The sequence below is a fragment of the Paractinoplanes abujensis genome (assembly GCF_014204895.1).
Taxonomy (GTDB): domain Bacteria; phylum Actinomycetota; class Actinomycetes; order Mycobacteriales; family Micromonosporaceae; genus Actinoplanes; species Actinoplanes abujensis.
In genome coordinates this window covers 333,161-354,590 of sequence record NZ_JACHMF010000001.1, presented here as the reverse complement: position 1 = coordinate 354,590, position 21,430 = coordinate 333,161, and the positions used below count along the sequence as shown (strand labels likewise).

Genomic DNA, 21,430 nt, shown 5'->3' with positions numbered 1-21,430 from the left:
GAGGAGCCGTCCCGTGGACCCGCAGAACGACCGGATCACCGACCGCCTCGCCCAGATCCGGGCCCGCGAGGCCGAACTCGACGCGGAGGAGGCCCGGGCGGCCGCCGCCCCGCCGCCGGTCGTCGAGCGTCGTGAGGGCAGCACGCTCCGGTCCGCCCTGTTCATGATCGTGACCGTCGTGATCGCACTGGCGCTGACCGGGTCGGCGGTGACGCTGTCCCGGCTGGCCGGGCGGAGCATGGACGACACCACCCGTACGGGAAAAGCCACCGTCCTCTCGTGTGTGCAGCACGGGCCGATCAGCACCAAGGGCTTCGGCTACTGGGACGCGTGCACGGCGTCGTTCGACTGGAACGACGGTCAGCAGACGCGGATGACGGTGTCCGCCGTGTTCACTTCGGACGACATCGGCAAGGTGATCGAGGTCGGCGACGCCGGGCGGTACCGGCAGAGCCAGCAACTGGCCCGGGCCGACGACGACTACCGGCCGTGGCTGCGCTGGATCGGCTACGGGCTGGGTTTCCTCGCGCTGGTCCCCGTGTTCCTCATCGTGATGATCGTCCGGGCGTCGTTCCGCCGCAAACGTTAGAAGCGGCGGCGCTGCCGGGACAGCGCCGCCGCGTCCTCCCCGGGTCCGGTTCAGCGGCGCCGGCTGCGGCGGGTCAAGGCCACGGCGGCCACACCGAGCAGGATCAGCAGCAGTCCCCCACCGGCCGCGGCGGCGATGTTCGCGCCGGTCAAAGCCAAAAAGCTTGCCCCCGTACGGGGTGACGGCCGTGCGACGGCAGGGGCCACCGGCGGAGCCGTCGCCGCGGCAGTGGCTTCGGCCGGGGCGGCGGGCTTCTCGAACGTTCTGAGCCTCGGCCGGATCGGGACGGTCAGCAGCGGCGGGGCGGACGCCTCGGCGTACAGGTGGCCGAGCGCGACGTCGAGCAGGTGCGCGCCGCCCGTCATGACCTCGACGCGCACTGCCGCGGCCTCCGCCCGTACGGCGTCTCCGGTCTTGTCCTGACGGACTGAGCCCAGCGAGATCTTGGCCGTCAGCAGCGACGACGACGTGAGACCACCCAGCAGCTCGACCCCGACGCCGGCGTCCCGCGCGTCGAGGGTGGCGGCCGGCCGGCCCGCCGCGGTCACCTCGAGCACAGCCGGGCGATAATCGACCTCGTCGTGGGCGGGAAAGCCGGTCGCGGTGACGGTCAGCGCGGGCTGCGTGACGACCTTGATCGACACCTGCTGCGGGGTGCCGGCGAACAGCGTCACATCGGACAGGGCCACCCCGGCGCCCGCGGTCACGGCGAGACGACCCTTTTTGCGTACGAGGTCGGTGCCGCTCCGGGCGGAGCCGGTGGGGCCCAGCTTCAGCAAGCTGGTGGGCTCGCCGGCTCCGGCCGGACGCATCGCGCGGATCGCCGGGATGGTGCCGCCCCCGCCCAACAACTGCGCACCGGCGAGCATCGTGGCGCTGCGGGTGAGCGGTCCCGTCCCACCGCAGCGGTACGCCTCTTCCCAGCGCGCGTCAGCGGTCGACTTACCCAGCCGGATGGTGGCCAGACCGCCGGCGTTGACACCGACCAGCCCTTTGTCGCCTACGCGGTGCCCGTTCTTGTCCGCGCGTTGCCCGAAGGCGTCCACGCGTTGCCCAGAGGTGGCCGCGCGCTGCTCAAAGGTGTCCACGCGCTGCCCGGAGGTGGCCGCGCGGTGCTCGGAGCTGTCCGCGCGCTGTCCAGAGGTGGCCGCGCGCTGCTCGGAGCTGTCCACGCGCTGCCCGGTGTCTGCGCGACGCCCAGAAGTGGCCGCGCGATGCTCGAAGTTGTCCACGCGCCGCCCAGAGTTGTCCACGCGCTGCCCGGTGTCTGCGCGACGCCCAGAAGTGGCCGCGCGATGCTCGAAGTTGTCCACGCGCCGCCCAGAGTTGTCCACGCGCTGCCCGGTGTCTGCGCGACGCCCAGAAGTGGCCGCGCGATGCTCGAAGTTGTCCACGCGCCGCCCAGAGTTGTCCACGCGCTGCCCGGTGTCTGCGCGACGCCCAGAAGTGGCCGCGCGGTGCTCGGAGGTGGCCGCGCGGTGCTCGGAGGTGGCCGCGCGAGGTCCGGAGTTGGCTGTCTGCCGGCCGGGCTCGGGATTCCCGATCTCGGGCGCCGGATCGGCGGCGGGCTGGTTGGGCGTGGGGGACGGGCCGCTTCCGGTTCGGGCTGGGGCGTCGGTCTCGGCCGGGCCGGGGCCGGAGGGCGCGCGGCTCTCGGCACCCGTGCCCGCCCGTGGGGCGCCGGGGACCCGCAGCCCGAGCAGTTCGGCGTCGGCGTAGCGGCCGGTGGCGACCGTACGGTGAGGGCTGCGTTCGCTGTCGACGTCGCCCCGGGCCGAGGCGAGCCGCACGTCGGTCAGCGCGGGCAGGTCGGGGCGCAGCACACCGGCATCGAGCACGGTGATCTTCGCGAGGGCAGCCCGGGCGGTGGCTGTGAAGCGGGCCCCTTCACATTCGTCAGCTCGTCCGTGCGTGCCGGCGGGCACCGCGACGACCGCTTCGCCGGAGGGTCCGTGCGAGGTAGCGGGCATAGCGGCGTGCGCTTCGGTGGGGACCGCGATGACCGCGAGGGCGGTCAGGGCGGCGGCCGCTCCGGAGAATGCAGGATACGTCCGGGGTGGGCGGCGGGAGCACGGGGTCGGCATGCAGGGGCCTCGCTTGATGATCGGCGACGTGTCCGGCTTGACCATCGAAAAGCCGTTTGCGGAGGGTACGGCCCTATCAGCGGGTTTGGCTCATCAGCACATTCCGGCAAGTCCGACATTGCTGGGCGTAACGGCTCGCCTGGATCCAACGAACGATCTTCCGGGTCGTCACCGGTCGATCATCCCTTGTAGAGACCCTGCCGCCACGAACGTGTCACCGCACGCCGCACCTCCCTCGATTCCGACGCAATCTTTCGTGAGCGCCGTCCAAAGTCAACAGCTACCTAAGAGATGCCTTAGGTTGCTGCGCGTAGTCGCGACGGGGTGCGGCTCAGGTGCCGGATCCCCCGCCGCCGCCTGTCCGGCCGACAAGTTGGGTGATGAGGGTCACCGGACCGGCGGCCCGAAATGACGCCGGTTGACCACGGCTCGTCCTGGGTGTCCGGAGCGACATCGGACGCGGATTCCGATGTGTGACCAGCGAGTTTTCTGGGGCGGCTGCGAAACATGGCGGATGGCCCGACCCGGCCGATCGTTGCCTGCGTGCCCCGAGCGGGGCACAAGCCAGGCCGCCCCGGGACGCCGAGTCCCGCCCACCACGGGACGGCCCGACCTGTCATCGACGGAACTTCAGTGGGCGGGAACGGGGGAACCAGAACGCCGGCCCGAGCGCCGGCTAGGGGTGAGGTCGCCTCACGCGACGGGCCGCCTTCAGGCCTAATCCGACAGCTAACCTCGCAGGCGGTTGAAGGACCGAGGATCGTCTTGTCTGTCTCCACGAAGCTGCGCCGCCTGCTCGTGCCGGCCGCGGCCGCGCTGATGTCGGCCACCCTGCTCGTCGCCCCGGCCCAGGCCGCTCACGTCTCTCCGGCTGCCGCCGCGTCGGCCGCCCTGGCCGCGCGTGGCAACGCGGTCGTCGCGGCCGCCCGGGCCCAGCGAGGCAAGCCCTACAGGTACGGGTCGCGCGGTCCCAACGCGTTCGACTGCTCGGGCCTGACCGGGTACGCCTACGCCAAGGCCCACGTCGCCCTGCCCCGCACGGCGCAGGCTCAGTACCGCGCGGCCAAAAAGATCACGGGTGCCGCGGTGCGGCCGGGTGACCTGGTCTTCTGGGTTTCGGGGAGCCGGGCCTACCACGTGGCCGTCTATGCGGGGGCGGGTCAGGTGTGGCATGCCCCGAAGCCTGGTGACCGGGTCAAGCTGGCCAAGATCTGGAACTGGAAGCAGGTTCGCTACGGGCGGGTCGCCGGCTGATCCGGTGACCTCCCGGACCTCCCGGACAGCAACCACTTGACGGTGTCGGCTCTGCCCGGTTTCCGGGCGGGCCGCCTCCGCCGCGGTCAGCGATCACGATTGGTCGTCGACCGGCCTGGGGCCGGCAGTCGTCCAGGTCAACGGCGCCCTCTTGATCAACTCCGGTGTGCCAACCCACCCCACCGGGGGACCCCCGACCCACCGCAGATTTTACCGGGTGGGGCCGATCTTGGCGGGGGTGCCTGTGGACGGCTCGGGATTGTGGACAACCGGGGAATCCTCAGCGGGGCGTGCCAGGCGAGCCGCCAGGCGGTCGACGCCGAGCAGCGCGGCCCCGAGGACGGCGAAGATCACGGCGAGCTCGGCGAACTGGCCGGCCACCCAGTCGTAGCCGTGGGTCGTGGGGTCGAGGAAGAAATACGGATAGCGGACGCTGACCGTGGGGAACAGGATGGCGCGGGTCACCGACGTCACGCCGTACGCCAGGGGGAACAGGATCCACAGGCCCAGGTCGCGCCACGGGGAGACACGGCGGGGGCCGAACAGCACCCAGTCGGTGAGGACCAGCAGCGGCACGGCGTAGTGAACCAGGAACATCGACCAGTTGGTGACGCGGCTCGCGGGATCGGCCACGGCCAGGCCGGGCAGCGGGTTCGCGCCGTTCTGCAGCATGAAGTGCGAGATCAGGCCGGTGATGACGATCCACAGGGTGACCGCGCCGCGCAGCCGGGGTGCGGCGGGGCCGGTCGTGCCGCGACGCACCATCCAATACAGGACCGCGCCGAAATAGCCCAGCGTGATCAGGTTGCTCTGGCACGTGTAATACACGATGCGGTGATCACCGATCAGCAGGCCGGCCAGGCCCGAGCCGACGATCAGCAGCCGCAGCCAGAACTGCGGAGTCAGCCAAACTCTCATCGCGCCTACCGTAGTGCGGCCTTCTGCACCTTGCCCATGGCGTTGCGGGGCAGGCCGTCGACCAGGTGCACCACGCGCGGACGTTTGTGCACGGACAGGCCGGCGGCGACGAAATCGATCAGTTCGCGCTCCGTCGTCCCGTCCGCGACCACGTACGCGGTGATCTGCTCCCCCAGGTCGGGGTGTGGGGAGCCGACGACGGCGGCCTCGCGGACCGCGGGATGCAGCAGCAACGCGTCCTCGACCTCACCCGCGCCGACCCGGTAGCCCCCGGTCTTGATCAGGTCGGTGGAGGCGCGCCCGACGATCCGGTGCCACCCGTCCGCGCCGATCGTGGCCACGTCACCGGTCTCGAACCAGCCGTCGCGCTCGGGCCGGCCGTGATGCAGGTAGCCGTCGAACAGCGTCGCCCCGCGCACCTGCAGATGCCCGATCTCGGGGCCGGGCGCCAGGGGTGTGCCGGTGTCGTCGACCAGCCGCGTCTCGACCCCGGGCACGGGCCGGCCGACGTGACCGGCGCGGCGTTCCCCGTCGGCGTGCGCGCTCACCGTGATCAGCGTTTCCGTCATGCCGTAGCGCTCGACCGGGGCCTGACCGGTCAACTCGCGCAGCTGCTCGAACACCGGCACCGGCAGGGGTGCGCTGCCGGAGACGAGCAGACGGGCCCGGCCGAGCGCGCGGGCCTCGGTGGGGGCGGCACAGATCCGCGACCAGACGGTGGGCACGCCGAAATACAGCGTCCCGGCCGCCGCCGCGTACGCCTGCGGGGTGGGTTTTCCGGTGTGCACCAGCCGGGAACCGACGCGCAGCGGCCCGAGCACCCCCAGCACCAGGCCGTGCACGTGGAACAGCGGCAACCCGTGCACGAGCGTGTCGTCCGGTGTCCACTGCCAGACCGCGGCCAGCGCGTCCAGGTCGGCCGCCAGCGCTGCCCGCGAGATCACGACCCCTTTCGGGGCGCCCGTCGTGCCACTGGTGTAGAGCACCAGCCCCGGCCGTACGGGATCCGGCTCGGCGGGAACATCGGTGCTCACGGCCCGCGGCACTGCGTCGATCAGCTCGGCGCCCGAGTCGCGCAGGATGTGCGCCCGCTCCAGCTCCCCCGCGTCGGGCGGGATCGGCACCACCGGCACCCCGGCCAGCAACGCCCCGGTGATCGCCACCACGGTGTCGAGAGTGGGCGTCGCCTCCACGGCCACCATCCGCCGCCCCGCGATGCCGCCGGCCACCGCCGCGGCCCGGCCCAGCAGCTCCTGCCGCGACAGTCCAACCCCTTGCGCCCGTACGGCGTCAGCTTGATCATCCGCATGGTGCAGCGCACCGAGCAACCGGCTCATCGGGCGGCCTCCAACCGTGTGACCATCGGCGACAACAAGTCGTTGAGTTCGCGGACCAGCACGGTGACGGCGCGTTCGGCCAGCTCGGGCAGCTCCGGACCGGGACTGTCGGGCAGTGCCGGCAGGCCGGCGAACGTCAGCGGCGCCTCGACCACCAGCATCGAGCGGGCGTGCGGGATGCGGGCCAGCTCCTCCTGCGACGGCGCCAGGAACTGGCCGAACGTCTCGGGCCAGCCGCGCCAGCCCCGATCCTGGGTCCAGCTCCTCGGACTGCTCAGCTCCCCCGGCCACGGCGCGACCAGGTCGACGGCGGCGGTGAGGGAGCCGTCCCACGAGTTGCGCCTCAGCTCGGCTCTGAGCACCCGCCGATGCAGCCGTACGAACCCCGGGTCGAGATGCGGCGCGGTCGCCAGCCGCCAGGCCACACAGGCGAACCCGACAGGCGAGATGTCACCCCAGCAGTCGTCGAACTCCTTGGCGTGCACCCACACGTGCTCGGCAAAGCGGCTGCGCCCCAGGCCCGCGTTCTCCCGGTCGTACTGCTCGTCCACCCAGGCAACACGCAACGGACCCACGCCCCCACCCTAGCCACCCGGGGGCCACCGGTCAGCGCAGGATCGTGGTGGCTACGTCACGGAGGTGAGGGCCGGTGGGGGCGGCCGGGTCGACCAGGAGGGCAGGGATGCCGGCCGCACGGGCTCCGGCGATGTCCGCCACCGGGTTGTCGCCCACCATCCACACCGGTGAGGGTCGCTTCAAGCGGTCGAGCACGTGGTCGAAGAACCGGGGGTGCGGCTTCTCCCACCCGACCAGGGCCGAGCTGAAGACCTCGTCGATCACGTCGGACAGACCCAGGTCAGCGACCAGGCGGTCGAGCTCCGGGACGTGGTTGCTGACGATCACATTGGTCCAGCCCGCTCGGTGGAGCCGGTCGAGGCTGACGACCGTGTCGGAGAAAACCCTCCATCGGCGGGGATCGGTGAAACGGTGCCGCATCAGCTTCGCCGCGGCTTGTGCGAGGTCAGGCCGTACGCCCGCGGCGATCAGGGCGTTGCCGAGAACGCCCTGCAGGGAAGCCCACCACGCATCCGGGTCGGCCAGGTGGTGATGCGGCCGATCGTGCTCGTGCCACGGGAAGCCGGACCGCAGGTGCGGACGGAGCTCCGCCACGCTCAGCGGCGACGGCTCGCCCGAGGCCTCGGCCAGGCAGTCGAGCAGGCACGCGCTCCACATGCCGGGGCGATGGGCCAGCGTGCCCTCGAAGTCCCAGAGAACCGCCTTCACGACGCCGGGCGTGGGGGGCGCAGGCCGTCGAAGACGATGGTCAGGACGCGGGCTCGCAGGGGGGCGCCCTCGGCGGACTGGTCGGGCACGCGCGAGACGGCAAGCATCAGGGCGGTCAACTCGGGGACCGTGACGTCGCGGCGGATGACGTCGACCGCCTGCGCCCGCTCCAGCAGGGCGCCGAGGGTGCGCGGGAGCTGCTCACGGGCGGGGGTGAACGCGTCGTGCAGCTCGGCCGCGGAGAAGGCGTCGGCCCACGCCTGTTTGCCCGCGGCGACCTCGGCGATGCGGGTCAGGAACGTCCAGATCGCGGTGCCCGGGTCGTCGGACTCGGCCAGCTGCTCGGCTTCCTCGGCGAACCGGCGCAGGCGCTCGCGGAAGACCGCCTCGATCAGGGCGGCCTTGGTCGGGAAGTGGCGGAAGACCGTGCCGATGCCGACGCCGGCCGCGCGGGCCACTTCCTCGGTCGACACCGTTGTGCCCCGCGCCACGAAAACCTGCTCGGCCGCGGCCAGCACTCTCGACCGATTCCGCACAGCATCAGCACGCGGCGCCCGCGCGGTCATATCTGCCCCCGTCCCTTATGTCGCATTAACAGCCGACTGACCGATCATCAGCCTAGCGTCCCCTTTGTAACGGAGTTATCACTCCACTTTAGACAAAGACAGGTCGAACGGAGACACCGTTTCCACTACCTGCGGAACGATCACAATCCGGGACGGTAAAACCCTCGAGAAATTTCTTCATCACACCGCCTGACGGGTCCTCCACTCCGGACAAAGTGGCCACGGCGCCGCGGGTTGATCGGGGTGGGGATTTGTTGCACAGGCGGCAAATCCGACGATCGCGACGCCCGTACGGGGTGTGTGCTGCCGACGGCGGACGCGAACGGTTCGCTCCGGGAGAGAACACTGGGGCGACGCTTGCCGTGGATGGGGTTCCGTGGAAGCGTCGCGCCGTGCCGAGTGGTATTCGTCTCCGGATACCGGCGGAGGTGCGGCTCGGGGGCCTCCGGATGCGAGAAACGGTATTTGGCTTGCGGACGTCGCCGGGCTCGCCCACGGTCCCAACCAAGTTTCGCACCGCCTCTAGGGCATCCTAGGAGGCTAGGCCGTCGATTTCTGCCACGGGATGTGAGCGAACGACATGGGGTGAACAGACGCGGTGCGGACGACACACGGCATGAGCCAACGCGTGGCTTGGGCGAGCGACGCGGCACGGGCGAGCGGCGTGACGGGCGGACGAACGGCCTGGGCGCGGCGGGCGCGGCGCGGATCGGGCGAGCGACGCGGTATGAGCGGCTTGAGCGCGGCGGGCGCGGCGGGCGCGGCGCGGACCGGACGAGCGACGCGGCGTGAGCGGCCTGGCCGCGGCGGGCGCGGCGCGGACCGGACAAGCGACGCGGCACGGGCGAGCGGCGTGACGGGGCGGACGAGCGGCCTGGGCGCGGCGGGCGCGGCGGGCGCCGCGCGGATCGGGCGAGCGACGCGGTGTGAGCGGCTTGGACGGCGTAGCGCAGGCGAGCGGCGCGGAGCGGCGGCGGCGCGACGCGGGTGCGGGCGAACGGTCGGGCGAGCGGGGCCGCGCTGGTGCGGGCGAACGCCGGCACGAGAACGCCGGCCCCGCGGGAGGTCGGGCTCTGGGGAGCTTGACGGCCACGGGCCGCTGAAAGCCGGGTGGAGTGCGATCAGCGGCCCGTGTCAGCCCGTACGGAAAAGGGAGCGCAACCTAAGGCAGGAGGCGCTTGTCAGGGCGGAGCGACCGGGGCAGGCCGATCGTGATCCACTCGTTGTTGTCGGCGGCGGTGGCGCTGCGGCCGGTGGAGAACGGGAAGTTGTTGTCGTTGAGGACGGCGATCGTGCGGTCGTCGAGGATGACGACGTCTTCGATCGTCTGGAAGGGGAACGTGAAGGTCGTGCCGAAACCGCCGAGTTTGCGGGGGTTGGACACGTTCATCAGGTCGACAACCAGGCGCTTGTCCAGCACGGAACCGCGGGCGGTCGCTTCGTAGATTTTCTTGGTGACGGCGGTGGCGCCCTGGCCGTTGTCACGCTCGATGATCAGGAAGCGGCCGTTAGCGATGGTGATGGCGTCGCCGATGGCGAAGTCGGGGTTGTCGAGCTGGTAGGCCCAGCGCCGGCCGGTGTAGGACCGCGTACGAAGGTCGAACTCGTTGAGGCGCAGCGAGCCGGCCGGGTCGCCGGTCACCGTGCCTTCGAGCAGCGCGTACAGGTGCCGGCCGTCGGGGGCCAGGGCCAGGCCTTCGAAGCCTTTGCTGCTGCGGGCGGTGGCGGTTTCCCCCGTCCGGGCGGCGGTTTCGGGCGCGATCACGCCCGGCAGCGCGACCGGCGCGTCCAGCAGCCGGCCCGCGCGGTCGAAGTGCAGCAGGTAGGGGCCGAATTCGTCGCCGATCCAGTACGTGCCGTCGGCCGCCCGCACGATCGACTCGGGGTCGAAGTCGGCTCCGGTCAGCACCCGGTCGGCTCGGGTCAGCTTCCACGGGACCTTGGTGTCGGGGTCGGTCAGCGTGATGCCGCCGAGCACGTCCACGGTCCCGGTGCGGAACGAGGGGGCCAGCTTCTGCACGCGCAGCAGGAAGTCGCCCGAGTTGGCCTGGTTGCCGTAGCCGTTGTCGGAGAGCACGTCGAAGGTGCCGTCGCCGTTGTCGACGATGCCGGAGAAACCTTGGATCGGCTGGTCGGCGAAGGGCGCGGTGAAGCCGTTGAGGTTGCCGGTGACGAGCGCGCCGGAGGGCTCGCTGCCCGCGACGAACGTGCCGGCGGGCAGCGCGGCCCAGCCGGTGAGGGTGGGCTTGGTGACGTGGCTGCCGCCCGCGTACGAGGGGGTTCCCACCAGTGTCGCGGTGAGGGCGAGCAGGCCGATGACGGCGATCTTTCGCATGAGCCCGGACGTTAAGGACCCCGGGTTAATCGGCGGCGACGAATGGCTGACCGGATGCAGGTCAGCGGGTGGCGGCCTCGGACTCGCCGAGGGTGGAGATCGTCTCGACGCCACCGCCGAACCCGGCCGCGGCCACGGCGGCGATCACGGTGGCGGCGCGCAGGGCGTGGAAGCCGCCGCGGCCCAGCGTGGCCGCCTTGAGGTTGCGGGCGACCGCGCGGGGCAGCGTCCGCCGGATGTAGTCCTGCTCGGCGCCGAGCTTCTGGTCCCGCGGCAGCAGGCCGGCCATCTGCACTTTGCCGCGTCCCTCGGCGTAGCAGCGGCGCAGGAAAAAGCGGAAGGTGGAACGGTCCAGGGGCACGTCGTGCTCGATGACCGAATCGGGCACGTACATCCAGTGGCCGCCGGTCTCGGCGCTGATCCGCAGGCAGAGCTCGGTGTCCTCGGGACGGTTCTGGTCGCCGAGCTTGCCGAAGCCGACGCGGAATCCGCCGACTTTTCCGAAGGCTTCGCGGCGGACCATCATGCTGGCCGACCAGACGTTGCGGATCTCGGCGACCGAGGTGGGCATTCCCGCGTACGAGACGCCGACGGTCCAGAGCAGCTCGTCGGGCATCCAGCTGGGCCGGGTGCGTTCCCACGCCGGGACGATGAGGCCGCCCGCGCCGACCACTGCCGGGTTGACGAACGGGCGGGCCAGGTTGCCGAGCCAGGTGGGGTGGGCGACGGTGTCGTCGTCGAGGAAGGCGATCAGCTCGGACCGGGAGTGGAAGGCGCCGGTGTTGCGGTTGCCGGAAGCCCCGCGCAGCGACGTGTTCTCGAGCACCGTGACGCCGGGGAATTCGGCTTTGACCCGCTCGAACAGGTCGGGGTTGTGGTCGACCACGACGATGATCTCGGCCGGGGCTGTTTTCTGGTGCTGCGCGGAGGTGACCGTACGGCGCAACGACGCCCAGCGGCGTTCGCTGTGCGTGGGGATGACGACGCTGGCGTCGATGCTCTCGGTCATGACAGGGCGCTCCATGAGGGCGTGAAAGCCAGTTGATCAACTGGCTTGCGGGACCCTACACAGGGAATCTATGAATTGCATAAGAGAGCAGCCGGGGCCTATTTAGAGTTCGAGAACAATTGTTTCTGGCCGGAAAACGAAGCGGACAATTATGGGCAGGACGGCGCCCGAAAGCTTTTTGCCGCAACGAATTCGGAGGCGAACGGCTGAGGGCTGATCATCCGTTCGGCGCGCTTTGTCGCGCGAGTCACGGGCGGGATTGAATCAGCCCTCGGCCTGAATCCAGGAACGCCGTCCGGAGTCGGCATCACGCAATGTCCGGCCGGACACGAAGCGTGACGGCTCAGCGCCAGAAGACGGCGACCGCGGCGTTGGCCAGGGTGAGCGTGATGATGCCGATGAAATGGCCCTTGTTGACGTCCGCGCGCTTGCGCGAGAAGAAGACCATGATGAAGATCAGGACGGCCAGCAGCAGCTTGACGCCCAGCTTGACCGGGCTCGGTTCCGCGTCGCCTCCGCCGCGCAGTGGGGCGGCCAGCCCGAGGCCCGACACCAGCTGGATGATCGAGCCCCACAGCACTGCCGGGTTGATCCGGAACTTGCCGGACAGGAACTGGGTGATCGCCCCGCCGAGCAGCAGCGCGAACCCGATCAGGTGGACGAAGAGCAGGATCAGCCGGAGTGCTTCCACGCCGGAAAGCTTGCCAAACCCGCCGAAACCCGGCTCACCCGGGGGTCACGGGCAGGGTGAACAGCCCGCGCAGCAGCAGACCGGGGCGCCAGGCCAGCTCGGACTCGTCGACGGCCAGCCACAGATCCGGGCACGAGGCGGTCAGCGCGGTGAAGGCGATCTGCGCCTCCAGCCGGGCCAGGGGCGCGCCCAGGCAGTAGTGGATGCCGTGCCCGAAGGCCAGGTGCGGGTTGGGGGCCCGGTCGAGCTCGACCGCGTCGGGGCCGGGGAAGCGGTCGCCGTCGCGGTTGGCCGACAGCAGCCCGATGAGCACCGGCGCCTGGGCGGGGATCGTACGGCCGCCGATGTCGACGGCCTCGGTGGTGATGCGGAACGTGGCCGTCTCGACCGGGGACTCGTACCGGAGGAATTCTTCGATCGCCGTGGGGATCAGCCCCGGGTCGGCGCACAGCCGCTGCCAGCGCTCGGGCTGGGCGAGCAGCAGATACATGCCGTTGCCGATCAGGTTGACAGTGGTCTCGTGGCCGGCGATCAGCAGCAGGAAGACCATGGAGATGAGCTCGTCCTCGGTCAGGCTGTCACCGCTGTCGCGCGCCCCGATCAGGCCGGAGAGCAGGTCGTCACCGGGCTCGGCGCGGCGGGCGGCCAGCAGCCCCTGGATGTAGCCGACCATCGCGGCCGCGGCCGAGGGGAACTGCTCCTGGTAGGCGACGCCGCCGACGATGATGTTGGACCAGGCCCGGAAGGCGTCGCGGTCGTCGGCCGGAATGCCGAGCAGTTCGCAGATCACCTGGATGGGCAGCGGGAACGCGAACGCGTCGATCAGGTCGAACGGATCATCGGGAAACTGGCGGATCAAGCTCTCGGTGATGGCCGAGATGCGCGGGCGCAACGCCTCGATCCGGCGGGCCGTGAAGGCGGCGGTGACCAGGCGGCGCAGGCGGGTGTGGTCGGGCGGGTCGACGGCGAGCATGTGCCGGGACAGGGCGCGGTCGATGGCGCTGGAGGGATGCCGGTCGTCGCCGCCCGTCTTGGAGAACCGGGGGTCGGCCAGGGCGTGCCGGGCATCGTCGTAACGCGTGATCAGCCAGGCGACCGCGCCGCTGGCCAGCCGCACCTGCCGGACCGGGCCCTCGCGCCGCCAGGACGCGTACGAGGGGTGGGGGTTGGCATGAAACGTGGGATCGGCGAGGTTGTCCGGCATCCATGCGCCTCCGGCGTTATCGGCGGATTTCCACCACCGTACGCCCTTCGAGGCCGTGCCACGCCCGGAGCCGATCGCCCTCGTGCTCGACGGCCTCGGCCCCGTCCGGCCCGAACAGCGTGACCTGCACATCCTTCTCGGTGGGCCGCCACCGGCCCGCGACACGCCCGCCAACGAGGACAAAACGGGTGCCCTCGACACTGAGTCCGCGATGGGCGTCGTCGATGATGCGGCTGCGGTCGTCGAAGCCCAGCACCACGTTGTCGAAGGCGGGCAAGAACCGCGGCGGCGCATTCTCCGGCCCGCTCTCACCGAGGTCCCCGTCCAGCACGTCGAAAAGCTCCCTTCCCCGTACGTCGCGGAAGGTGCGCAATTGTGGACGGAGCCGGTTGAGCGACTCGCGCAAACCACTCAACCCCGACCACGCGCGAATGTCGGCCGACGCCGCCGGGCCGAATGCGCGCAGATAACGCAGAACCAGCTCGTCGGCGTTCCCGGCCGGTTCGTGCGGGCGGCCCAGCCAGGCCTCGATCGTGGTGTTGCGGGCCGGCGCCTTCTGCCCCCACACCCCGCGCGGCGTCACCTGCACGAGCGGAACGAGCGAACTGAGCATGTCGCCCAGCGCGCGCGGCGCCACCTCCGGCCACCGCTTCCCCACCGCCCGCCCCGCCTCGGCCAGGATGCTCGGCTGCGCGGCGAAGATCGGCAGCCCGGCCGCGGCCAGTTCCCCCAGGTCGACGCCTTCGAGCTCGCGGCGATACACGGCCCGCATGCGCGCCTCGAGCATCGGCTGATGCAAACCGCGCAACTGCACGCAGTCGTCCGCCGTGACCAGGTGGATCGTGCGCCGCATGAGCAAAGTGCGCACGACCTTGCGCGTTTCGAGCAACTCCACGAGCTCGGCCGGCTCGAACCCGTCGAGCCGGCTCCACAGGCCGTAGTAGGGCTCGTGCGGTTCCTGCGCCTGCAACCCGCACAGATGCTCGATGGTGCCCGACGCCGTCCGGGTGTGCCGCCGGTCGAGCATCTGACGGGCGAGCAGGGCCCGGTTGAGCGCGCGGTTGTCGAGCACCGTCATGCGGGCAGGTTAGTCGGTGTACCCCTCGTCGGCGCGTTCCCGGCGCAGGTGTTGCTCGGCCCGGCGGGCCAGCGGGCCCTCCTCGGCCGCGAGCCCGGTGAACATGCCCTCGACCTGCTCGGCGGTGCGCCCCGGAGGCAGCAGCGGGATGGCCGGGTCGGTGCGCGCGTCGATCACCACCGGACGGTCGGCGGACAGGGCCGTCTCCCAGGCCGCAGCCATGTCCTGCGGCGACTCCACCCGCAGGCCGCGCAGCCCGAGCAGGTCGGCGTAGCGGTCGTACGGCACGTCGGGCAGTTCCTGCGAGGTGGTGAACCGGGGTTCGCTCTCCATCTCGCGCTGCTCCCAGCTCACCTCGGCCAGGTCGCGGTTGTTCAGGACGCACACCACGAACCGCGGGTCGGCCCAGTCCTTCCAGCGCGCGGCCACCGTGACCAGCTCGGCCAGCCCGGTCATCTGCATCGCCCCGTCGCCGCTCAGCACGACGGCAGGCCGGTCGGGAGCCGACAGTTTGGCCGCCAGCCCGTACGGGATCCCGCAGCCCATCGAGGCCAGCGTGCTCGACAGGTGGGCCGGCACCCCGCGCGGCAGCCGCAGGTGGCGGGCGTACCAGTAGACGACCGAGCCGACATCCACGGCGACCTGCGCGTTCTGCGGCAGCCGGGCGGTGAGCGACCGTACGACGTGTTGCGGGTTGAGGGGTTCGGCCGGGGCGTCCGCGCGGGCCTGCGCGATCTCGTGCCAGCGCCGCACCCAGTCCTCGACCTGATCGCGCCAGGCACGGCCGCCGGACGGTTTGACCAGTGCGGTCAGCGCCCGTACGGTCTCGGTCGCGTCACCGGTCAGCGGCACCTCGATCGGATACCGTACGCCCAGCTGCCGCCCGTCGATGTCGATCTGCACCGCCCGCGCCTGCCCGGGCACCGGATAGAACTCGGTCCACGGGTCGTTGGTGCCGATCAGCAGCAGCGTGTCGCACTCGGACAGCAACTGCTGGCTGGCCGTGGTGCCGAGGTGGCCCATCACGCCGGTGTGGAAGGGCAGGGTCTCGTCGAGCACCGGCTTGCCCAGCAGGGACGCCGTGACGCCGGCGCCCAGCCGCTCGACCAGCTCGACGATCTCGGTCGCCGCCCCGTAGGCGCCCTGGCCCACCATGACGGCCACCCGTTGCCCACTGGAGAGCACGTCGGCCGCCGCACGCAGGTCGTCGTCGTAGGGCACGACCCGGGCCGGCCGCAGCCCCGGGCTGGTCATCATCACGCCGTGCTCGTGGGTGCTCTCGTCGGGCGCCGGGGCCGTCTGCACGTCGTGGGGCAGGATCACGCACGTCGGGCTGCGCGTCGCGAACGCCGTACGGAAAGCTCGGTCGAGCAGCATCGGAAGCTGCTCGGGAGTGTGCGCGGTCTGCACGAACTGCGCGCACACGTCGCCGAACAGCCGCTGCAGGTCGATCTCCTGCTGATACGAGCTGCCCAGCACCGTCGACGCCTGCTGACCGACGACAGCCACGACCGGCTTGCCGTCCAGCTTGGCGTCGTAGAGCCCGTTGAGCAGGTGCACCGCGCCCGGCCCCTGGGTCGACAGGCAGACGCCCGCGCCACCGGTGTACTTGGCGTGGCCGACCGCCATGAACGCCGCGTTCTCCTCGTGCCGGGCCTGCACGAACAACGGCTTCCCGGCCCGGCGCAGCGCCCCCATCACGCCGTCGATGCCGTCGCCGGCGTACCCGAAGACCCGCTCGACACCCCACGCGGCGAGCCGCTCCACCACCAGATCCGAGACCGTGCGCTCGTTCGTCATGGATCGCGACTACCCCACCCCGCAGCGGGTATCCGTAGGACATCCACCCCTTCGTCCCAGGAGCTCGCCATGACGAACCCCTCAGGTCCGCAGGCTGTCCCGGTCGCCGCCGCGCTCTCCGACGACTTCGGCGACAAGGTGCGCGAGGAGACCGGCGCCACCGCGGACGGCCCCACCGTGGGCGCCGCCGACGCCGACGCCGACGCGGTGGCCTCCGGCGCCGGGCCGGACGACCGCCGCCTCACCGACGTCACCCGCGACTCCGACGGCGTGCCGGTCGGTGCGGATGACGTCGAGGAGGACAAGCGGCAATCAGGCGCCTGACGCCGCCTCCCCGATCAGTTCGACCAGCTGAGCGGCCTCGGGGATCGCGACCGTGTGCGATCCCCCGGCCAGCTCGACCGTGCGCCGCGAACCGGCCCGCTCGGCCATGAAGCGCAGGGCGGCGACGGGGATGTTGAGGTCGTCGCTACCGAACAGGAACAAGGACGGGATCGACTTCCACGCCGGCTCGCCGGGGGACGCCTCGCCCAGGGCGGCCTCGGTGATCGGGCGCTGCGTGACGGCCAGCACCGCGGCCGCTTCGGCGGACGAGTCGGCGGCGAACTGGTGGTGGTAGAGCTCCTGCTTGATGTAGAGGTCGGTGCTGCCGTCGGGCAGCTTGACCGGGCTCAGGGTCTCGCCGAGCGAGCTGCCGGGGAACTTGCCGGCCAGGTCGCCCGCGCTCTCCCCCAGGTCGGGCGCGAAGGCCCCGACGTACACCAGCGCCTTCACGGCCGGGTTGCCGGTGGCCGCGTTGGTGATCAGCATCCCCCCGTACGAGTGCCCGACCAGCACCACGTCGCCCTCGATGGAGGCCAGGGTGGCGCGCAGGTAGTCGGAGTCGTACTTGACGCCGCGCAGCGGGTTGGCCGCGGCGACCGCCGGGTAGCCCTGCGCCTTGAGCAGTTCGATAACGCCGTTCCAGCTGGCCGACTCGGCGAACGCGCCGTGCACAAGAACGATCGTCGGTTTCATGACTCCCCCAAGTCTCGCGGTTCAGGTCCCCCGAGTCTGCCCCCGGTGTTCGCTGCGGGGAAAGATCAAACGACTGTGACGATCGTTCTTTCGGTGTTGTTCAGCCGCCGGCCGCCGTCGGGGGTCACGGTGACGATGTCCTCGATGCGGACCCCGAAGCGGCCGGGCAGATAGATTCCCGGCTCGATGGAGAAGCACATGCCCGGCACCAAAGGCTGAGTTTCCCCGCGTACGAGATAGGGCGGCTCATGCGTCTCGAGACCGATGCCGTGCCCGGTGCGGTGAATGAAGAACTCGCCGTATCCCGCGTCCACGATGACCTGACGAGCCACGCGGTCGATCTCCTGACATTCCACCCCCGGCCGTACGGCGTCAGAAGCGGCCTGCTGCGCAAGGCGCACAATGTCGTGGACCTCTTGTTCCTCGCCGGTCGGCCGTCCGACATGCACAGTACGTGTGGTGTCGGAACCGTAGCCGTTCTTGAGGCCGCCGAAATCGAGCACGACCATGTCGCCGTGCGCGATGACGCGGTCGCCGGCCTCGTGATGCGGGTTCGCCCCGTTCGGCCCCGCGGCGACGATCGTGAAGTCGACCTGTTCGTGCCCGTTTTCCTGCAGGAGGCGGGCCAGGTCGGCGGCCACGTCTTTTTCGGTACGCCCGCCAAAACGTAGTTCCTTGACGGCGTCGAACGTCTTGTCGGCGGCCACACCGGCTGCCGCGAGTCGTTCGACTTCGTCGGCGTCCTTGACCGCGCGCAGCATGGGCAGCGCTTTGGTCATCGACGTGAAGGTGAGCCCCGGCCTCTGCAGTTCCAGCAGGTGCATGGCCCACGCCGAATCCGAGATGGCGTAGCGGCCTCGGCCGAGTCGTCGCGCGACCAGCTCGTAGGGGTCGTCACCGTCCGACCAGGTCTCCGCGTCGATTCCCTCGGGTTTCTCCAGCCGCGGCACGATCAGGTGCGGCGTCTCGCCGTGCCGCAGGATCAGCATCGTGAGGCGCTCGGTCACCGGTGGTTTCAGGCCCGTGAAATAGGTGAGATCGGGGCCTGGCGTGATGAGCAAGCCGTCGAAGTCTCTGGCTTGCTCGAGCGCTTCATCAGATCGCCAGGACATGGCACCCCCACGGCGGCAGCTCGACATAGAGACCCTCGGCGGCCAATTCTCTGCCGTCGCGGTCGAAGACCCGGTCGTCCAGCAGATCGGTCAGCCGCCGATCCGACCCGTCCGAGAACCACGGTGCCCGTACGCGGGTTCGCGCGGTGCTGTCGGCGAAATTGATGACGACGAGGTGGCGGTCGTCGCCGTTCTGCCACGTCCAGGCCAGCACGTCGTGGTGGTCGAGCAGGTGCCACTCACCGGTGTTGATTCTCAATCCGGTCAGCTTGCGGTAAAAGGCGAGCAGTTCCTCGTCGACCGGCTCGTCGGGACAGCGGCCGAGGAAGACCGGAAGTTTGACGCGGCGGCCCTCGAATTGGCCGTCGTGCCAGAGGGTGGCGCCGGGCAGGGTCGCGATGGCCACGGCGGCGGCCCTGTTCCGGGGGCCGAGTGCGGCGGCGGCACGGGGTTCGTCGTGATTCTCGGTGAAGCGGATCAGCCGGTCCTGATAGGCGCGGTCGGCCTTCAAATGCTCCCGTACGGCATTCGCGTCCTCATGGGCGAGCCGGTCGTAGAGCCGCTTGTCGTAGCAGAGGTGGAAACCCTGCTGCTGAAGCGTCCACTCGGTGTCCCAATAGGCCTCGGCGATGAGCAGAAAATCGTCGGGCAGGGCTTTGATGACCGCGGGCCAGAACTCCTGCGCCGGTTTCGGGCCCGCGTGCTCGCCCCACGTGCCGGCGAAGATGTCGTTGAACATCAGCATGGCCATGTCGACGCGGACGCCGTCGCACTGCTCGGCGATCGTGTTGAGGGTTTCCGCGGTGGCCTTGCGCAGGCCCGGGCTGAAGGCGTTGAGCTGGGCCACGTCGGGCCAGGGCGGGAAATACGGGTCACGGCCATGAGCGATGATGCGGTCGCCGGCCCGGAACCAGTCGGTGGGGTTGTTCACGAGGTCCTCGGGGGTGCCGTTGATGAACCAGTCGGGGTATTCGGTGATGGCCGGGTGGTCCGGGGCCACGTGGTTGGGGACGTAGTCGAGGATCAGTTTCTGGCCGCGCTTCTTCAGCTCCTCGCGGGCCGCTCCCAGGCCGTTTTGTCCGCCGAGTGCGCGATCGACTTCGTAGCGGCGGACGCAATAGGGCGATCCGACGACATCCTCGGTCACCAAGTCGGACAAAGCGGACTGGAAGTCGCGCTGCAGGCCCTCGTCGGCCAGGGCGATCTCCAGGCCGGCCGGGCTGCGCTCCCAGACGCCCATCAGCCAGACCGCGTCGCCCCTGGACGTCACGTCGTCCCAGACCTCGCCGGGCACGTCGCCGAGCGTCACCGTCCGCCCGTACCGGCGGCTCAGGCCGGCCAGCCACGGCCAGGTGTCGATCTCGTAGACCGCCGTCATGCGTTGCTCCTTCGGAAGGCTGCCACTGCATCATCCAACGTCGGGTAGAAATGCGCCGGGTCGATGGTGCCGGTCAGCCCGTAGCGGTCGATTTTCTGCTTCACCGGCATCTTCATCCCGGCGAACACGAGCGAGATCCCCCTGGCGTTGAGCTCCTGGTCGAGCTCCTCCAGCATGTCCGCCGCAGTGGTGTCGACGTCGGTGATCGGCTCCGCCGCCACCAGAACCCAGCGCGTGCCGTCGGTCGCCAGGTGCCGGATCTCCTCCCGGAACGTGCGCGCGTTGGCGAAGATGAGCGGCGCGTCGAACCGGAAGATGACCAGCCCCGGGGTCTTGCCGGCGTCCGGGTATTGCTGCAGGTCGTGATACCCGTCCACGTCGGCCGGCTTGCCCAGTTCCGTACGGTAGGGCCACCACGCGCGCCGGAACACATTGAGCACCGACAGCGCTACCGCCCACGCGATACCCGGCAACACACCCAGCACCGCCACCCCGACAAACGCGGCCGCCGCCAGCGCGAACTCGATGCGCCGCTGCTGCCACAACCGGACCATGCCCTTGACGTCGGCCAACCCGATACTCGCCGCGATGACCACCGCCGCCAGCATCGGCTGCGGCATGTCCTTGAGCAGCCCCGGCACCAGAACCAGCAGCAATGTGATGGCGACCGCCCCGACCAGCCCCGTCACCTGACTCCTGGCCCCGGCCGAGAAGGCCACCGCCGTACGGGACCCGCTCGTGCTCACCGGAAACCCCTGAAACAGCCCCGCCGCCAGGTTGGCCGCCCCGATCCCGCCCATTTCCTGATTGCCGCGCACTTCCTGCCGCGTGCGCCCGGCGAAAGCCGACGCGGTCGAGATCGTGTCGGTAACCGAAACGAGCGTGATCCCGACGGCCGCCGCCGCCAGCACCCCCAACTCGCCCAACGAAACGGTCGGAATCGTGAACGGCGGAAACCCCTGCGGCAGCGCCCCCACCACATCCACGTCGAGGTCCAGGAGCGAGACCGCGCCGATCGCCCCCACCACAGCCACCAGAATGGCCGGCACCTTGGGCAGAAACTTCTGCAGAACCAGAATGATCAGCAGCCCACCCCCACCGACCGCCAGGGCCGCCGGCACGGTTTCGTCCACCCCGGTCACGAAGCCCGTGATGTCCGCCCACAGCCCGTCCCCCTCGGTGGAGAACCCGAACAGCTTGGGCAGCTGCCCGGCCAGAATCGTGACCGCCAGCCCGTTCACATACCCCAACTGCGTCGGATGCGAGAGCAGATCCGCCACGAACCCCAGCTTGGCCACCGCCGCCACAGTCATGAAGAGCCCGACCAGCAGAGCCAGCACAGAAGCCAGCGCCACCGCCCGGCCCGGGTCCCCACCCGCCACCACCATCGGCACCACAACAGCCGCAATCATCGGCCCCAGGGCCGAATCAGGCCCCAGCACCAACACCCGGGACGGCCCGAAAACGGCGTAGGCCAGCAAACACAGAATCGACGTGTAGAGCCCGGTAATGGGCGGCAGCCCGGCCAACTCCGCATAGGCCATCCCCTGCGGCACCAGGAGCGTGGTCAGCACGACCCCCGCGACCAGGTCCCTCGGGAACCACTCGGCCCGGTAGGTGGTGGCCACCTCGATCCCCGGCACCCAAGCCAAGCTGCGCATCCGTCTCCCCTCACCACCGTGAGGACACCCTAGAAGGCGAACCGCTCAAGTCCCTGCGCGAGCTTGGTCAACACAAGACTCGGCCGGTGGAACGGTCGAGGCTTAGGGCCTGT

The 21,430-nt window shown here is 70.4% G+C and carries 19 protein-coding genes and 1 riboswitch; of the genes, 3 read left to right on the top strand and 16 right to left on the bottom strand.

The features are described from left to right. The first annotated feature begins 13 nt into the window (after positions 1-13). A complete protein-coding gene (locus BKA14_RS01255; protein ID WP_184949100.1) occupies positions 14-589 on the top strand; it encodes a DUF6346 domain-containing protein in 576 nt (191 codons plus the stop codon). A 50-nt stretch (positions 590-639) separates the two neighbouring features. Here BKA14_RS01255 and BKA14_RS01250 read toward each other — a convergent pair whose 3' ends face one another. Further along, a complete protein-coding gene (locus BKA14_RS01250; protein WP_184949099.1) occupies positions 640-2,427 on the bottom strand; it encodes a hypothetical protein in 1,788 nt (595 codons plus the stop codon). Between the two features lie 856 nt (positions 2,428-3,283). Further along, a riboswitch (cyclic di-AMP (ydaO/yuaA leader) is annotated at positions 3,284-3,433 on the top strand. 5 nt (positions 3,434-3,438) lie between these two features. On the opposite strand from BKA14_RS01250, the gene BKA14_RS01245 reads away from it, so the two are divergent. Continuing rightward, complete coding sequence (locus BKA14_RS01245; RefSeq protein WP_184949098.1) at positions 3,439-3,927, top strand: C40 family peptidase; 489 nt, start codon at positions 3,439-3,441, stop codon at positions 3,925-3,927. 210 nt (positions 3,928-4,137) lie between these two features. Here BKA14_RS01245 and BKA14_RS01240 read toward each other — a convergent pair whose 3' ends face one another. The 11 genes from BKA14_RS01240 to BKA14_RS01190 form a co-directional block, all read right to left on the bottom strand. Further along, positions 4,138-4,845 carry a Pr6Pr family membrane protein gene (locus tag BKA14_RS01240; protein WP_184949097.1) on the bottom strand — a complete coding sequence of 236 codons (708 nt, stop codon included), beginning with the start codon at positions 4,843-4,845 and terminating at the stop codon, positions 4,138-4,140. Positions 4,846-4,850: 5 nt separating this feature from the next. Beyond that, positions 4,851-6,182 (bottom strand): acyl-CoA synthetase, encoded by a 1,332-nt coding sequence (locus tag BKA14_RS01235; RefSeq protein WP_184949096.1) that lies wholly within the window; start codon positions 6,180-6,182, stop codon positions 4,851-4,853. Continuing rightward, a complete protein-coding gene (locus BKA14_RS01230) occupies positions 6,179-6,757 on the bottom strand; it encodes a hypothetical protein (RefSeq protein ID WP_184949095.1) in 579 nt (192 codons plus the stop codon). Before BKA14_RS01230 ends, BKA14_RS01235 begins: the two co-directional genes overlap by 4 nt. A gap of 31 nt (positions 6,758-6,788) precedes the next feature. Beyond that, positions 6,789-7,466: an HAD family hydrolase gene (locus BKA14_RS01225; protein WP_184949094.1), complete on the bottom strand. Its 678-nt coding sequence runs from the start codon at positions 7,464-7,466 to the stop codon at positions 6,789-6,791. After that, positions 7,463-8,002: a TetR/AcrR family transcriptional regulator gene (locus BKA14_RS01220; protein ID WP_203722298.1), complete on the bottom strand. Its 540-nt coding sequence runs from the start codon at positions 8,000-8,002 to the stop codon at positions 7,463-7,465. The genes BKA14_RS01225 and BKA14_RS01220 overlap by 4 nt, the downstream gene beginning before the upstream one ends. 1,192 nt (positions 8,003-9,194) lie before the next feature. After that, positions 9,195-10,367, bottom strand: a complete 1,173-nt coding sequence (locus tag BKA14_RS01215; RefSeq protein ID WP_184949092.1) for an esterase-like activity of phytase family protein — start codon at positions 10,365-10,367, stop codon at positions 9,195-9,197. Between the two features lie 61 nt (positions 10,368-10,428). Continuing rightward, entirely contained in the window at positions 10,429-11,376 is a 948-nt protein-coding gene (locus BKA14_RS01210; RefSeq protein WP_184949091.1) for a glycosyltransferase family 2 protein, read from the bottom strand. A 343-nt stretch (positions 11,377-11,719) separates the two neighbouring features. Continuing rightward, on the bottom strand, positions 11,720-12,067 hold the full coding sequence (locus BKA14_RS01205) for a hypothetical protein (RefSeq protein WP_184949090.1): 348 nt from the start codon (positions 12,065-12,067) through the stop codon (positions 11,720-11,722). A 34-nt stretch (positions 12,068-12,101) separates the two neighbouring features. Continuing rightward, the gene (locus BKA14_RS01200) at positions 12,102-13,271 is read right to left on the bottom strand and encodes a cytochrome P450 family protein (protein WP_184949089.1); all 1,170 of its coding nucleotides are present in this window, start codon (positions 13,269-13,271) and stop codon (positions 12,102-12,104) included. Positions 13,272-13,287: 16 nt separating this feature from the next. Further along, positions 13,288-14,349 (bottom strand): winged helix DNA-binding domain-containing protein, encoded by a 1,062-nt coding sequence (locus BKA14_RS01195; protein ID WP_184949088.1) that lies wholly within the window; start codon positions 14,347-14,349, stop codon positions 13,288-13,290. Positions 14,350-14,358: 9 nt separating this feature from the next. After that, entirely contained in the window at positions 14,359-16,149 is a 1,791-nt protein-coding gene (locus BKA14_RS01190; RefSeq protein WP_184949087.1) for a thiamine pyrophosphate-requiring protein, read from the bottom strand. 69 nt (positions 16,150-16,218) lie between these two features. On the opposite strand from BKA14_RS01190, the gene BKA14_RS01185 reads away from it, so the two are divergent. After that, positions 16,219-16,473, top strand: coding sequence for a hypothetical protein (locus tag BKA14_RS01185; protein ID WP_184949086.1), 255 nt, complete (start codon positions 16,219-16,221; stop codon positions 16,471-16,473). Here BKA14_RS01185 and BKA14_RS01180 read toward each other — a convergent pair. The 4 genes from BKA14_RS01180 to BKA14_RS01165 all read right to left on the bottom strand — a co-directional run bounded on the left by BKA14_RS01180 (position 16,462) and on the right by BKA14_RS01165 (position 21,317). Beyond that, complete coding sequence (locus tag BKA14_RS01180; RefSeq protein WP_184949085.1) at positions 16,462-17,166, bottom strand: alpha/beta fold hydrolase; 705 nt, start codon at positions 17,164-17,166, stop codon at positions 16,462-16,464. The genes BKA14_RS01185 and BKA14_RS01180 overlap by 12 nt on opposite strands. A gap of 65 nt (positions 17,167-17,231) precedes the next feature. Beyond that, positions 17,232-18,278, bottom strand: a complete 1,047-nt coding sequence (locus BKA14_RS01175; RefSeq protein ID WP_239092850.1) for a M24 family metallopeptidase — start codon at positions 18,276-18,278, stop codon at positions 17,232-17,234. Beyond that, complete coding sequence (locus BKA14_RS01170; RefSeq protein ID WP_184949083.1) at positions 18,262-19,656, bottom strand: alpha-amylase family glycosyl hydrolase; 1,395 nt, start codon at positions 19,654-19,656, stop codon at positions 18,262-18,264. The genes BKA14_RS01175 and BKA14_RS01170 overlap by 17 nt, the downstream gene beginning before the upstream one ends. Beyond that, positions 19,653-21,317 (bottom strand): SulP family inorganic anion transporter, encoded by a 1,665-nt coding sequence (locus BKA14_RS01165; RefSeq protein WP_184949082.1) that lies wholly within the window; start codon positions 21,315-21,317, stop codon positions 19,653-19,655. The genes BKA14_RS01170 and BKA14_RS01165 overlap by 4 nt, the downstream gene beginning before the upstream one ends. Between the last annotated feature and the right edge of the window lie 113 nt (positions 21,318-21,430).

Coding starts and splice junctions, on each gene's coding strand:
- BKA14_RS01195 (WP_184949088.1), bottom strand. CDS start 14,349: ATGACGGTGCTCGACAACCGCGCGCTCAACCGGGCCCTGCTCGCCCGT.
- BKA14_RS01235 (WP_184949096.1), bottom strand. CDS start 6,182: ATGAGCCGGTTGCTCGGTGCGCTGCACCATGCGGATGATCAAGCTGAC.
- BKA14_RS01180 (WP_184949085.1), bottom strand. CDS start 17,166: ATGAAACCGACGATCGTTCTTGTGCACGGCGCGTTCGCCGAGTCGGCC.
- BKA14_RS01240 (WP_184949097.1), bottom strand. CDS start 4,845: ATGAGAGTTTGGCTGACTCCGCAGTTCTGGCTGCGGCTGCTGATCGTC.
- BKA14_RS01200 (WP_184949089.1), bottom strand. CDS start 13,271: ATGCCGGACAACCTCGCCGATCCCACGTTTCATGCCAACCCCCACCCC.
- BKA14_RS01170 (WP_184949083.1), bottom strand. CDS start 19,656: ATGACGGCGGTCTACGAGATCGACACCTGGCCGTGGCTGGCCGGCCTG.
- BKA14_RS01210 (WP_184949091.1), bottom strand. CDS start 11,376: ATGACCGAGAGCATCGACGCCAGCGTCGTCATCCCCACGCACAGCGAA.
- BKA14_RS01185 (WP_184949086.1), top strand. CDS start 16,219: ATGACGAACCCCTCAGGTCCGCAGGCTGTCCCGGTCGCCGCCGCGCTC.
- BKA14_RS01190 (WP_184949087.1), bottom strand. CDS start 16,149: ATGACGAACGAGCGCACGGTCTCGGATCTGGTGGTGGAGCGGCTCGCC.
- BKA14_RS01175 (WP_239092850.1), bottom strand. CDS start 18,278: ATGTCCTGGCGATCTGATGAAGCGCTCGAGCAAGCCAGAGACTTCGAC.
- BKA14_RS01215 (WP_184949092.1), bottom strand. CDS start 10,367: ATGCGAAAGATCGCCGTCATCGGCCTGCTCGCCCTCACCGCGACACTG.
- BKA14_RS01165 (WP_184949082.1), bottom strand. CDS start 21,317: ATGCGCAGCTTGGCTTGGGTGCCGGGGATCGAGGTGGCCACCACCTAC.